Here is a 13,230-nt window from a genome sequence, read left to right as displayed (position 1 = left end):
CAAAAAAGAGGCACAGGGCCTCAGTTAATCAGAAACGTATTACGCAGTTCGATGATGGTTCCTTCCGGTGCTTTCAATTTACTTAAATGACCGTCGACGACGAAATAGATGTTGCCACCGTGCTTCGGCAAGAACGTGACGCCTAGCTGTTCGAGTCGTGCGACTTCCGCTTCGAGATCATCCACATAGAGGGCGAAATGAACGGGACCGGCCGTATGTTTCGAGTAGTCTTGTAACGTTTCATCCGTTTTAGCAGTCTGGAGCTCGATATAAAAATCCCCGAGCTTGAGCCAACTATTGAAGTCACGCGTATGGAAGTTTGGCGATTCTTGGACGAGTTCAAAACCGAGTGCTTCGTAAAATGACTTCGATGCGGCATAATCTGGTGTTTGGATACAGATATGGTGAATTTGTTTCATTAAGACTTTCCTTTCGTTTGTAGGTTGTTCACGCGATCGCGATGGAACGGGGAAGTCACATCTTCCGAGATAAGACTGATCGTATGTCCATCCGGGTCCACTACGTCAAAGCAAGACATGCCTCCGAAATCGTGAAGCGGTGTCGCAATCAACCCTGCTTGTTCGAACGATTGATACGCGAAATGAATGTCTTCACAAATGACGTTGAAATATACATGGGCTTGTCCTGACGCATCTTTGAACGTTGTGGGTTGCGGTGACGAGGTTTGGATCAATCCGAGCTGAGTCGAACCGTCTGGTAGACACAAACCGATGCCTCCTTCCCAGCGACCAATTTCTTTGGCATCAAAATAAGTGGTATACCAGTGTAGGGACTGTTCGACATCTGATACGGGAATGAAGATACTTCCGATTCGGAACATATGATAACCTCCCTTTCTATTTCTAGTGTAGCGAATGCATGATCTTGAAGATACGGGGGAAGAAACTTTTTACGGGAGAAAGCGTATGAAAGAGAGAGAAAATCAATGAGGTGAAAGCATGAAAGGAAATGAAATCACGATTCAGCCGATTGATGCATTCAATCGAGAGGCAATCATTACTCTATCAGTGGACGAGAAACAGTCCCGATTCATCGAGACGAATGCCGAGTCGCTTCAAGAGATGGTCGAGGATACGAAATATAATTGGCAGAGCTATGCATTTTATGACGGTGAGCGACCGGTTGGCTTCATGATGGTCGGAGCAGAAAATCAGACAGAACGTTATGTGTGGCTCGATCGTTTCATGATGGATCAACACGAACAGGGGAAAGGCGTCGGGACGAAGTGTCTACGCACCGCAGTGGAATTTATCCAGACAGAGTACGATGTGGATGATATCATTCTGAGCCTCCATCAAGAGAATGAAGCCGCGAAACAATTTTATGCGAAGAACGGGTTTGTCGACAGCGGCTTAATCGATGAATCGAATGGCGAAGCAATCTGGGTCTTTCACACAAAAAACCGACCGTCATGAGTCGGTCGGATTCCTAAATCAAAATACGTTATTTGAGTGTGCTCGGTCGCAACTGTTTGACACGTGATAAGACGAGCCAACCGAGAAGCGCGCCTGTCAAACTAGAAGCAAGGAACGCTGGAATGAAGAAGAAGGCACCGAACGTCGAACCCATCAACAGTTTTGCGTACGGGACGGCAATCAACGAAGCGATAACCCCAGTCCCGATGATTTCTCCGAGAGCGGCCGCATAGACGCGGTTCGTGCGAACGAAGAACATACCAGCAAGAAATGCACCAATCATGCCACCGGGGAATGCGAGCAGTGACCCTGTGCCGGTCATGACGCGAATGAGTCCGGTCACGAAAGCGACGAGAACGGCTCCGATTGGGCCGACGGTAACTCCGGCAATCACGTTCACCATATGTTGAATCGGATAAGCGCGGGCGACACCTGTGGGAATCGAGATGAACATTGAGCCTACGACGGCGATGGCGACGAGCATTGCCATCCAAGTGAGTTGTTGAATACGCATGAATAGTCTCCTTTCAAAAATAAAAACGCCACGTTTCCAGATGGAAAAATGGCGTGGACATACAGAGACGTATCCCAAGCCACTTCCCTACGCTGGTATGAGCCAGATCAGGTTCGAAGGGTCCGGCACAAATGCCGTCTCAGCCCGAAGGCTCCCCTAGTGGTCGTTTATTGACTTGAGTATAGCATAACTAAAATCGGAAAGAAGGGACGGAATTATCCCTCATTCTTGGCTAATAGGTCCTCATAGTCCTTCTCGTTCCAAAAGAGCGGTGAGATGGATTCGGGACCTTTTAATATTTCTCCATCTTGATCATATACGATGGCATATCCGTTCTCGACATCGAACACGAACAAGTCGGCAGTGACTTCGGTCACGCCATTGCCGGCGATAATCACATCGTCGATTGGTTCCCGTGCCAGTTCGACACCCGCTTCATCGAGTTCGACGAGGAGGGCTGACGTGTACGCATGGCGGTCATAGACGGATTGAAATTCATCCTGCGTAAGGATGACGTCGGTAGGCGGGGCACTCGTTCCAAATTTTCGATTCTCTATCTCTTCGACATACTGAAGGAAAGACTCCTCTTGCCAAAACAGCGGAGCGACCGATTCGGAACCGTTAATCAACGTCCCGTTCTGACTGTCGAATACCGTGGCATACGTCCCGTCATCGAGTTTGAACGGATAAATATCTGCATATGTGTGCTCAAGCCCGTTTCCGGCAATGATGACGCGTTCAAACGTCTCGCGGAACGGTTTGATGCCTTGTTGTTCGAGCGCAGCGAGGAGCGGTTGTGTTTGTTCATATTGGTCATAGACGTCTTTAAAGTCTTCGCGCGTCCATTCAGTGATGGGTTCATCGGTTGATTCGATCGGGATCGGATTGTCTGCCACCGTATCCGTACAACCTGTGAGTAAAAGTGCACCTAATCCGAATATCGCCCATCGTCTCATGATTTCATCCCCTTAACTGACATTTTCCACCATTTTATCATTCATGAATGAAAAGTAGAACCTGTGCACATTCTCACTCGGGGTGAGGACGTGTCGCGTAGTGATCGAGTGTGCTCTTAAAGTGGAGTGTGTCTTCTTCAGAAATCGTCACGCCTGAGGATGTTCCGTAGCGGACCGCATGATAAACGGACGGGTTCATCGGTAAATCGATGCGTTGGAACCACTCTTGCAGTGTCTCATGAGCACGCAATCGCTTGACTGGTACGAGAGATTGGTTGAATGTGATCAGTGCATCGCGAATCGGGACGTTCGTGAACGCTGTGAGCGTCGAAACGGAAGAAGCGTTCTTGTTTAGTAGCGATTCGACAAGCGGGTCTATGCTTGAATCAACATGATCTCGTGCGCGCGCCAAACGTTGCTTTCGTTTTCGATAGACATAAAAACCGAGCAAACAGAATGCAATCAAAGCGACCAATAAACCGAGATTTCGTCGTGTGGACTCTCCAGAGCCCGTAAATCTCTCAAGAGGTTTTATTTTTCCTTTTCGAGGATCCAATTCAAACGGGTAATCTGCTTTGGATTCACCGATTAAAATTCCATCCTCATCCGATAGGAGATCAGTCGGGGGACTGTTATTTTCCTCGACGGGGATCGTTTCCGGGTTGTAGAGCCATTCGAATACACTCGTTGCAACCATCATCATCGTAAAGGTGACGAGGAGTGTAGCGGCAATCATGAGAAAAAACTTGTTCGTCCAGCGCAAGAAGTTACCTCCTTTTTGAATGTTCAGACTATTTGTTGTTTATCTTACCATAAAAAGGTAAAGTTTGAGTAAGACAAAAAAATGGAGGTCATTTTATGGGCATGGAACAGGTCATCAAACAGTTGAACGAGGTGTATTTAGGCAAAGAGGATGTCGTACGTCTCTGTTGTACGGCGTTACTCGCGGAAGGACATATTCTCTTAGAAGATGTTCCAGGTACGGGGAAAACATTACTTGCCAAGACGATTGCAGCTAGCTTCGACGGCGCGTTTTCACGGATTCAGTTTACGGCCGACTTGTTACCGTCTGACGTGATTGGCGCAGATTATTTCAACATGCAGACACAGACGTTCGACCATCGCCAAGGACCGATCTTTGCGAATATCGTCTTGATCGATGAAATCAACCGAGCGGTTCCACGGACGCAGTCCGCCTTGCTCGAGGCGATGGAAGAACGGCAAGTCTCCATCGGAGGAGAGACGTATCCGATGCCAAAACCATTCTTCGTCATCGCGACGCAAAACCCGATCGAATCGGCCGGAACGTTCCCGTTACCGGATGCCCAGCTCGATCGCTTCTTGATTTCAATTCCAGTCGGTTATCCTGATGTCGCGGAAGAGCGGGAGCTCCTCTTACAAGTCATGCGTCAAACACGGAAAACCGTGGAGGCGGTCGCGACGTTAGACGAGTTACGCCGCGCACAAGATGAAGTGAAGCAAGTATCGATTCAAGATGACGTCCTCGATTATTTACTCGGGCTCGTCCATGCGACACGAGAACACCAATCTGTCGAGGTCGGTGTCAGTCCACGAGGAGCCATCGCGCTCATGCGAGCGTCTCAAAGTTATGCCTATCTGAACGATCGATTGTATGTCATTCCGGAAGATGTGAAAGCCGTGGCACCTTATGTATTGGCACATCGCCTGACGTTGACGCTTGAAGGAGGCATCAAATCAACGAAACAGGATATCATCCGTTACATCTTAGACACCGTTTCTGTGCCGGTCGAGGGTTGACGATGACGTTCTCGACACATAACGCCCTACAGAAACAATGGGTCCCGGTCTACGGATTCGCTGGAGTGATTCTCGTATTCGTCCCGTACATGGAGATTGTCGGATATGCCCTCTGTTTACTTGCGGGCATCGTCTGGTTCTTCGAACGGACGCGGAAACAGTTGGAACGAGCCCTTCGTCTTCATATACATACCCACGAGTCTCTTCTGTTCGTCGGGGATGAAACGGAAGTGCAGGTGATGCTAGACGGAAGTGAAACCCTCGAACGACTCGGTCTTCCCGTTCGTGTTCGCATGAAATCCAATACAGCGCTCAGCTTTCCAGACCACGACCGCTCCCCAAATAGTTTAGATATGACGTTACGGACGGATCAGGCCCGCCATGTGCTTCGTGTCCAGGCCGAATTTCGGGGACCGGCTTATATCGAAGAGTGTGTACTCGCTGTGACGCTCCCGTTTCATCTCGGGACGTATTTGCTTGAGTGTCCCATTGAGAAACGATGGACGGTGTTGCCGTCCCTCACGTTACATCCTCCGGTCGGCACGAAACGATTGGCACTCGGTGACCGTCCTTTGACCGCATCACCTTTACGGAATCCACTTCAGGTTCTAGGGTCGAAGCCTTACGAAGGGGAACCGGTCAAGGAGATCGACTGGGTCGCGACGGCAAAGCTCGGGCGGGTCCAGTCCAAAGTCTTTCAAAAGACATCGCTCGATACGTTCACGTTCGCAGTCGATTTGAGTGGGCCGTCCGGCTACACATTGCATCACGACTTCGAGTCGATCATCAGCCAAGTCGCGTACGTGACGACTCGACTTTTAAAAGAGGAGTGTAAAGTCGAGCTGTTCATCAATCGCTTCAATGGTGAAGGAAAGATGGAGCATATCTCCCTTCAGGAAGGGGAACGGGGGACACGGATCATTCTCATGTTGCTGGCCGACCTTCATCCCGGGAACCGCTTCATCTCGACAGACGCGTTCGTCCGAATGGTTGAACGGAAACGTTTGAAACAAAGCCATCTCGTCTGGTTCAATCAGCATAACCTGTACGACTAACAAGGAACTTTCCTTCTTCTGGCGAACTGTATCATACAGAGATGACCGAAAGGGAGAGATCCATATGGCAAAACGGAAGTATGCGAATCGACGAGACTGGGAGCGGATTTTAAAGAACCGTTATGCGCAAGAACGCGTTCAGACGGAACAATTTTCAGGCGTTGTCGCCTTATTCCAAATCGATGAGGTTCGGGCGCCACTGTATAAAAAACATAAAGGGGAAGAATTTATTGTGGCGGATGCTGGTTTTAGTTGGCTGCAATATTTCCCGGACAATGAACCGTTCGGTGTGACGGCGATGATCAATCCGGAAGGTGTAATCGTGCAATGGTACATTGACCTCGTCGACCGAATCGGAGAAGAGAATGGTATCCCGTACATGGACGACTTGTTGCTCGATATTCTCGTGTTTCCGAACGGGGATATCGTCAAAAAGGATGAGGATGAGTTCGAAGAGGCGACCGAGAGCGGCGAATTGACACCTGAACAAGTCGAGCGGGGATGGCGTGAGTTTGAAGCGACGCTCGAACGGATCAAACAGGGAGACTTCGTCTACTTTGATTTGGCAAAAGGACATTACGAACAGTTAAAACAAAAGCTATGAGTGGATTCACTCTCTCTGCTACAGTAAGAGCGTAGGAGGGGGAGTTTTTTATGAAAGAAATTGAAATCGAGACGTGGGCACGACGAAAACACTTTGAGTTTTTCAAAGCGTTTGACGCGCCGCATTTTAACGTGACGGCGAACGTGGATGTGACAAATCTTTATACATATGCGAAAGCGAGCGATCAATCGTTCTTCAAACTCTTTTTGTACGGTGCGGTGAAAGCGGCGAACACGATTCCGGAATTGCGCTATCGGATCCGTGGTGAAGCGGTCGTCGAACACGAAGTGGTCCACCCATCGTTCACGGTCATGTTAGACGAAGATGTCTTCAATTTTTGTGCGGCCACGTTCCATGAGGATTTACCGACGTTCTTACAGGAAGTGACGACGCGTATGGAGCGAGCTGCTGATGAAGTCGTGGTTGGGGATGACGAGCCCGACGACTTACTGTATATCACGAGTGTGCCATGGGTCACGTTCACAAGCATCATGCACCCGACGCATCAGCAACAACATGACAGCGTCCCGCGCATCGCCTGGGGCAAGTTTGAGCGTCAAGGCGAGCGTCTAAGGATGCCATTATCCGTTCAAGCCCACCACGCACTCGTCGATGGGGTGCATATCGGCAAGTATTATGAAGCGCTCCAATCATGGTTAGACCAAGATTTCGCTCAGGAGGTGACCGACGTGACAGAAGAAAATGAGTTTAACCGAGCAGTACGTCTCCGTGAAGAGGGACAGCTTGAGCAGGCGAAGCAACTGTTCTTATCGCTCTTACGGAAGGATGAGAAGAATCCGACGCTACATGCGTACTGTGCGTGGTGTTATGACTCGCTCGGTGAAGAACGTCAAGCGGTACCGCATTATGAGCGGGCCATCCGACTCGGATTGACCGGAGATGAGTTGGCGGAATCGTATCTCGGACTCGGTAGCACGTATCGGGCACTTGGTCGATACGAGGAAGCGGAGCAGTTATTTGCAGAGGCAATCGAATATTTCCCGAATCATGGGGCGCTCAAAGTGTTTCAGGCGATGACCCACTATAACGTCGGCCGTCATGAAGAAGCGATGGGCGCGTTACTCGAGCTGCTTGCCAGTCCAAAATCGGATGAAAGCATCGCAAGGTACCGTCGTGCCATCGCGTTCTACGCACGGAATTTAAACGAAACATACGAATAAAGGAGAATGACATGATTTCATTACGTCCAATCGATGCACAAAATTGGTATACATGCTGTCACTTGGTACTGAGTGAACAACAACAGTCATATATGGAACCGAATGCGATTTCGTTACTTCAAGCGATGTACGAACCGACGCTACGCCCGCGCGCGATTTATGAAGAAGAAACGATGGTCGGCTTCCTCATGTACAACACGGAACCGGAAGAGTTGGATGCATGGTGGATTTACCGCATCATGATCGACCACGCCCATCAAGGTAAAGGAATCGGTCGACAAGCGACAGAGCTGATGCTTCAAGAAATCGGAGACGGCAAATCAATCGTCGTCGGGTATCATCCTGAGAACGAGGCGGCCCATCACTTATACGAAAGCTTAGGATTCGTTGATGAAGGACACCGATTCGGTCGTGAGATGGCTGTGATTCGTCGAGGAGAATAAGGCGGGGGAATCCCGTCTTATTTTTTTGAATCAAATCGATTGACGGCAAAATCCTCACATGATATATTTATCTCGAATTAAAGATATTTGAATTTAAGTTAATGCTCTCTTGGACAAAGGAGGGAGACAGATGGAACCATCTGATGCATTAAAAACGATTACCGTGCTGTTACGCGCCTCTCAGTCATTACAAGACCTGGTGAAACAGGAAGTGGCGTCTTACGGATTAAACGCGACCGAGTTTGCGGTACTCGAGTTTTTATATCATAAAGGGGATCAACCGATTCAAGTCATCGGAAAGAAAATCCTACTCTCGAGCGGGAGCATGACGTACGTCGTGGACCGGTTAGAAGAGAAAGGGTATCTCGTCCGAAAAGCTTGTCCGAGCGATCGCCGCATCACATATGCCGCGTTAACGAATGATGGAGAGCACTTGATGCAAGATATTTTTCCGAAGCATACGGAGCATATGAATGCATTATTTGAAGGATTATCTCTGACAGAAACGATTGAACAGTTGAAACAAATTGGGAAGCGGGCAGAAGCCGCAAAAAAATTTAATCATGTATCTTGAAATCAAGATATAAAAGGAGAGAGAATGATGAACCACGTAAAAGGAATTCACCACGTCACGGCGATCACGAGTAGTGCCGAAAAAAACTATGATTTCTTCACCCATGTTTTAGGAATGCGCTTGGTGAAGAAAACGGTCAACCAGGACGACATTCAAACGTATCACTTATTTTTTGCAGACGATAAAGGGAATGCGGGTACAGACATGACGTTCTTCGACTTCCCGGGTATCCCGAAAGGCAAGCACGGAACAAATGAGATCGCGAAGACGTCGTTCCGCGTGCCGACAGATGAAGCGTTGACGTATTGGGTCCGTCGCTTCGACCGTCTCGGTGTCGAGCACGAAGGGATTCAAGAACAGTTCGGGAAAAAGACACTCTCTTTCATCGATTTCGATGAGCAGGCGTATCAACTCATCTCGGATGAGTTCAACGAAGGCATTGCGTCGGGCGAACCGTGGAAGAACGGTCCAATCCCACTTGAGTACGCCATCACAGGACTCGGTCCCATCTTTATTCGAATTGCTGACATCACGTATTTCAAACAAGTGATGGAGCAAGTCATGTTATTTAAAGAGATTGGGCGAGAAGGTGATGTCTATCTCTTTGAAGGAGGTGAAGGTGGAAACGGAGCGCAAGTGATCGTCATTCATGACGAGACATCTCCACAAGCGCGTCAAGGGTTCGGTACCGTGCATCACGTCGCATTCCGTGTCGAAGACCGCAGCGTCCTCGATGAATGGACAGCACGTCTCCAGCAGTTCGGTTTACCGACTTCTGGCTATGTCGACCGCTTCTTCTTTGAATCGTCTTATGCGCGTGTCGCGCCGCAAATCTTGTTTGAATGGGCAACAGACGGACCAGGATTCATGGGAGACGAGCCGTATGAGACGGTCGGTGAGAAGTTGTCACTCCCGCCGTTCCTCGAAGCGAAACGTTCGCAAATCGAGGCGATGGTACGACCAATCGATACAGTCAGAAGCACGAAAACATTTGAGAAAGAATATGAGGGCATGAAATGAGTTTCTTGAATCGCTTATTTGGAAAATCAGATGAATCACAACTTAACCAAGGAGGAACTACTATGTTAAACATCGGAATCGTACTCGGATCAACTCGTGAAGGTCGCGTCAGTCCACAAGTCGGGGAATGGGTGAAAGAACTCGCCGACAAACGTGGCGATGCCAACTATGAAGTCATCGACATCGCAGACTACAACTTGCCACTTCTCGGCGAAGCTGGTCAAGACGCATCAGGTGCAGCGGCCTGGTCGGAGGAAATTGCGCAAATGGACGGATTCATCTTCATCGTCCAAGAATATAACCATTCCATCTCAGCATCTCTTAAAAACGCACTCGACTACTTACGCGTCGAATGGAACAACAAAGCAGCCGGAATCGTGTCATACGGTTCTGTTGGTGGAGCACGTGCAACAGAGCATTTACGTGGCATCTTGAGTGAATTGTCAATCGCTCATGTACGTGTCCATCCTGCACTCTCACTCTTCACGGACTTCGAGAACGGAACGCATTTCGCACCGAAAGATGTGCAAGCACAATCGGTCAACGACATGCTCGACCAACTCCTTCCGTGGACGGAAGCGATGCAATCGGTCCGTACAAAAGCCGGAGAAGTTGCAAACAATTAACAAATCGCGAAGCCAGCCTGAATTCAGGCTGGTTTTTGTGCGTTTTCAAGTTGATTGCGCTAAAGTGGAGAAGAATGGAAAGAAAGGATGGATTCGATGGTGACACGAAAAATCATCGCAGCTTCCTGGACTGTGCCCATCTATGCGCTTCTATTAAGCATTGTTGAATTTTCGCAACAAACCCTTATGGAAACTTCATTTGTAGAGAGCGTATCGGGATTTCTTTTATTGTGTACGATTTACATGGCATATAGTTCCCCTATCATTTTGACATATGGTGTCGTGACATCATGGTTTAGCGATTGGGTCGCAAAGCGATTCAGTTCGGAACGCATACAGTCGTTCACTTCGCTCGCTTTACATATTCTATTTGGGCTCATCTTGTCATGGCTGAGTCTTCTCGCAGCCGTCTTGTTCTTCCTGATTGATCGTCGATTGATAAATCGAATGGACGTGACAAAACGAGCTGCCATCAAAAGTCTTTTCATCCCAATCGGGTGTTTGCTTGTCATGATGGGGAGCGTGTATCTGATTGGGGTCGTTCAAGATTTTTTCGTTCGATTCAACTCGATTTAGGGAAACGAACAAGGACAACCTTACATAAGGAGGGGTAACCATGAGATGGATGATTTACGGAGCGAACGGATATACAGGGGAACTGATTGCCCGTCAGGCTGTCAGTGACGGATTGCGTCCGATTCTTGCGGGGCGCACTGGGCGTGAGATTCATCGACTCGGAGACGAGCTCGACTGCGAGACATCGATTTTCGCATTAAGTCGTGAGGCGGCAATCAAAGCGCTTCGCGATGTGGATTTAGTCCTCCACTGCGCCGGTCCCTTTACAGATACGAGTCAAGTGATGATCGAGGCATGTCTGGAAACGGGTACGCATTACTTGGATATTACCGGGGAAATCGATGTGTTCGAATATGTTCATTCTAAACAACGGGCGGCTCAGGCGAAGGCACGTGGTGTCATTCTATGTTCTGGCGTTGGATTTGACGTCATCCCGACCGACTGTGTCGCACGAAAATTAAAGGAACTCTTACCCGATGCGACATCACTCGCTCTCGGATTTTCGGCGGCAGGTGGCATCTCACCAGGAACGATGAAGACAGCTGTTCGTGGACTTGGATCGAGTAGCGTGGAACGTGTGAACGGAAAGTTATCACCGTTCCCAATCGGGGCAAAACGCAGAACGATTGATTTTGGACGAGGAAGCCGCACCGCGATTGCGATTCCGTGGGGAGACGTTTCGACCGCCTACTATACGACGGACATCCCGAATATTACAACGTGGGTGCCAGTGCCGACAGCGGCAGCCTATGTGGCACGCGCCTTGTCTTGGTTCAGTCCCATTCTTGGAAAAGAGGCGGTGCAGGAACGATTGCTGCGTTATGTTGATGAGAACGTATCGGGACCGAATGAAGCCGAACGTGAAAAAACCTCGACGTATGTATGGGGAGAGGCGACAAATGAGGAGGGGCGCAAGATTGTCGTTCGCATCCAAACGGCGAGTACGTATGCCTTCACTGTTTACGGTGCACTCGCCGTCGTCAATCGATTGCTCGGCTCCGGTCGGATGCTTGCGGGAAGTTTCACACCGGCCATGTTGTTTGGATCACATTTCATCGAAGAGATCCAAGGTTCGTCTTCATTCACGATTGATGAGATTCGTCCATGAGCCGAGAAACGTGGGATTTACTAGACGAAAATCGGCAACCGCTCGGACGAACGCATTTTCGTGGGGATGAACTAGAACCGCATACATTTCATACGGTCATCGAAGTGTTCACGTTCGATTCGGATGGGAGACTCTTGTTATCAAAACGCCATCCGGACAAGACGTACCCGCTTCTGTGGGAAGGAACCGGGGGCTCGATTTTAGCTGGAGAAACGAGTCGACAAGGTGCGGTCCGTGAGCTGAAAGAAGAGTTGGGACTTCGCGTGTTGCCTGAACAACTTCGGTTCGTGACAACGATTAAGCGGGACACGTATTTCTTGGATCTGTACTGTTACGTATACGAGAACCCCATTGACTTAGGACAACTCACTTTACAAGCGGATGAAGTGATTGATGTGAGGTTACAAGAGTGGGAAGCCGTGTTAGGATCTGAGGACCTCGTTCCTTCTGTACGAGAACGAATGATTCAGTACGGTCATCTCATCCGAACGTGATATGCTACACTCAACATGAAAAGCAAGGGAGGGAACAAAGTGAAACGTTTAGAATTGGCACGACGCATCGAAAGCATTAAAGCAGAGGGAACGTCTGCTTATATTCGACACCGCAAACAAACCCCTCCCTATGAAGGTGCGGAACTGCACGTAGAAGGTAAGGGGCACGTGTTCAAAATGGGGAATATGAGCTTTGCAGTTGGATTCGGACTCAATCGACCGACAAGCTTTTACGACCTGCACCAGATGGAAAAGTGGGTGCGTGGAAAAAATGTGTCCCGACTACATATCGAAGTTTGTCCGTTAGCAGACGATTCCTTACTACGCTTACTGCAAGAACGTAACTATACGCTCGATCACTTTTTAGACGTATGGACGTTAGATGTGACGCAATATGACGGACCGCTTTCTTCGAATCAAGTGGAAAAAGTGCAAGATGAGACGCTACATGAATGGGCGTACGCGATTGCGGCGGGATTTGCCGAATCTGGAACGATTCTTCAAGAGACGGTCGATACGGCGAAAGGATTTTATGCACTGCCGAGTAATCATGCCTATCTCGTTCGGGAAGAAGATGCCGTCGTAGCGGGTGGGATTCTCGCCACGCAAGAGGGAATCGGGGAATTGTTTCTAACGAGTACCGTACCGTCTTACCGTCAAAAAGGCTATCAAACCCAACTCATCTTAGAACGAATCGCCGAGGCGAAAGCGCTTGGCTGTGACGTTCTGACCGTCACGACGAAGGTCGATTCGGCTTCAGGTCGAAACATGGAACGACTCGGGTTTCAACCGTTTTACCAAAAAGCGGTCATGAAAAGTCCGATTCTCAAATAAAAGTAGACCATTTCGTATGAAATGGTCTAC

General features: G+C 49.0%; 18 protein-coding genes and 1 riboswitch. Of the genes, 13 read left to right on the top strand and 5 right to left on the bottom strand.

Annotated features, from left to right (window positions below):
• Window positions 1-20: 20 nt before the first annotated feature.
• Window positions 21-419 carry a VOC family protein gene (locus KNO99_RS02645; protein ID WP_214745030.1) on the bottom strand — a complete coding sequence of 133 codons (399 nt, stop codon included), beginning with the start codon at window positions 417-419 and terminating at the stop codon, window positions 21-23.
• Window positions 419-841 carry a VOC family protein gene (locus KNO99_RS02640; RefSeq protein WP_214745028.1) on the bottom strand — a complete coding sequence of 141 codons (423 nt, stop codon included), beginning with the start codon at window positions 839-841 and terminating at the stop codon, window positions 419-421. The genes KNO99_RS02645 and KNO99_RS02640 overlap by 1 nt, the downstream gene beginning before the upstream one ends.
• A 118-nt stretch (window positions 842-959) precedes the next feature.
• Between KNO99_RS02640 and KNO99_RS02635 the strand changes: the two genes are divergently transcribed.
• Complete coding sequence (locus KNO99_RS02635) at window positions 960-1,436, top strand: GNAT family N-acetyltransferase (protein WP_214745016.1); 477 nt, start codon at window positions 960-962, stop codon at window positions 1,434-1,436.
• Between the two features lie 28 nt (window positions 1,437-1,464).
• Here KNO99_RS02635 and thiW read toward each other — a convergent pair whose 3' ends face one another.
• From thiW to KNO99_RS02620, 3 genes are all read right to left on the bottom strand, one after another.
• On the bottom strand, window positions 1,465-1,950 hold the full coding sequence (thiW, locus tag KNO99_RS02630) for an energy coupling factor transporter S component ThiW (protein ID WP_214745014.1): 486 nt from the start codon (window positions 1,948-1,950) through the stop codon (window positions 1,465-1,467).
• 67 nt (window positions 1,951-2,017) lie between these two features.
• Window positions 2,018-2,118, bottom strand: a riboswitch (TPP riboswitch).
• Between the two features lie 47 nt (window positions 2,119-2,165).
• On the bottom strand, window positions 2,166-2,906 hold the full coding sequence (locus KNO99_RS02625) for a hypothetical protein (RefSeq protein ID WP_214745012.1): 741 nt from the start codon (window positions 2,904-2,906) through the stop codon (window positions 2,166-2,168).
• Between the two features lie 73 nt (window positions 2,907-2,979).
• Window positions 2,980-3,669: a hypothetical protein gene (locus tag KNO99_RS02620; RefSeq protein ID WP_214745010.1), complete on the bottom strand. Its 690-nt coding sequence runs from the start codon at window positions 3,667-3,669 to the stop codon at window positions 2,980-2,982.
• Window positions 3,670-3,764: 95 nt separating this feature from the next.
• Between KNO99_RS02620 and KNO99_RS02615 the strand changes: the two genes are divergently transcribed.
• The 12 genes from KNO99_RS02615 to KNO99_RS02560 all read left to right on the top strand — a co-directional run bounded on the left by KNO99_RS02615 (window position 3,765) and on the right by KNO99_RS02560 (window position 13,200).
• Window positions 3,765-4,685 (top strand): AAA family ATPase, encoded by a 921-nt coding sequence (locus tag KNO99_RS02615; RefSeq protein ID WP_214745008.1) that lies wholly within the window; start codon window positions 3,765-3,767, stop codon window positions 4,683-4,685.
• Window positions 4,686-4,687: 2 nt separating this feature from the next.
• Window positions 4,688-5,740 carry a DUF58 domain-containing protein gene (locus KNO99_RS02610; RefSeq protein ID WP_214745006.1) on the top strand — a complete coding sequence of 351 codons (1,053 nt, stop codon included), beginning with the start codon at window positions 4,688-4,690 and terminating at the stop codon, window positions 5,738-5,740.
• A gap of 64 nt (window positions 5,741-5,804) precedes the next feature.
• Window positions 5,805-6,344, top strand: a complete 540-nt coding sequence (locus KNO99_RS02605) for a ribonuclease FAU-1 family protein (protein WP_214745004.1) — start codon at window positions 5,805-5,807, stop codon at window positions 6,342-6,344.
• A 50-nt stretch (window positions 6,345-6,394) separates the two neighbouring features.
• Entirely contained in the window at window positions 6,395-7,525 is a 1,131-nt protein-coding gene (locus KNO99_RS02600; RefSeq protein WP_214745002.1) for a tetratricopeptide repeat protein, read from the top strand.
• 11 nt (window positions 7,526-7,536) lie between these two features.
• Window positions 7,537-7,968, top strand: a complete 432-nt coding sequence (locus KNO99_RS02595) for a GNAT family N-acetyltransferase (protein ID WP_214745000.1) — start codon at window positions 7,537-7,539, stop codon at window positions 7,966-7,968.
• Window positions 7,969-8,098: 130 nt separating this feature from the next.
• Entirely contained in the window at window positions 8,099-8,542 is a 444-nt protein-coding gene (locus KNO99_RS02590) for a MarR family winged helix-turn-helix transcriptional regulator (RefSeq protein ID WP_214744998.1), read from the top strand.
• Window positions 8,543-8,569: 27 nt separating this feature from the next.
• Window positions 8,570-9,562, top strand: a complete 993-nt coding sequence (locus KNO99_RS02585) for a ring-cleaving dioxygenase (RefSeq protein WP_041917956.1) — start codon at window positions 8,570-8,572, stop codon at window positions 9,560-9,562.
• Entirely contained in the window at window positions 9,559-10,188 is a 630-nt protein-coding gene (locus KNO99_RS02580; RefSeq protein WP_214744996.1) for an NADPH-dependent FMN reductase, read from the top strand. The genes KNO99_RS02585 and KNO99_RS02580 overlap by 4 nt, the downstream gene beginning before the upstream one ends.
• A 96-nt stretch (window positions 10,189-10,284) precedes the next feature.
• On the top strand, window positions 10,285-10,764 hold the full coding sequence (locus tag KNO99_RS02575; RefSeq protein ID WP_214744994.1) for a hypothetical protein: 480 nt from the start codon (window positions 10,285-10,287) through the stop codon (window positions 10,762-10,764).
• A 40-nt stretch (window positions 10,765-10,804) separates the two neighbouring features.
• The gene (locus KNO99_RS02570; protein WP_214744992.1) at window positions 10,805-11,872 is read left to right on the top strand and encodes a saccharopine dehydrogenase family protein; all 1,068 of its coding nucleotides are present in this window, start codon (window positions 10,805-10,807) and stop codon (window positions 11,870-11,872) included.
• Window positions 11,869-12,366 (top strand): NUDIX hydrolase, encoded by a 498-nt coding sequence (locus KNO99_RS02565; RefSeq protein WP_214744990.1) that lies wholly within the window; start codon window positions 11,869-11,871, stop codon window positions 12,364-12,366. The genes KNO99_RS02570 and KNO99_RS02565 overlap by 4 nt, the downstream gene beginning before the upstream one ends.
• Window positions 12,367-12,405: 39 nt before the next feature.
• Window positions 12,406-13,200: a GNAT family N-acetyltransferase gene (locus KNO99_RS02560; RefSeq protein WP_214744988.1), complete on the top strand. Its 795-nt coding sequence runs from the start codon at window positions 12,406-12,408 to the stop codon at window positions 13,198-13,200.
• Window positions 13,201-13,230: the final 30 nt, after the last annotated feature.

It is taken from the genome of Exiguobacterium sp. s189 (assembly GCF_018617615.1).
GTDB classification, from domain to species: domain Bacteria; phylum Bacillota; class Bacilli; order Exiguobacteriales; family Exiguobacteriaceae; genus Exiguobacterium; species Exiguobacterium aestuarii_A.
Note: the sequence above shows the minus strand (reverse complement) of the source record. Positions and strands in the feature narration are given on the sequence as shown.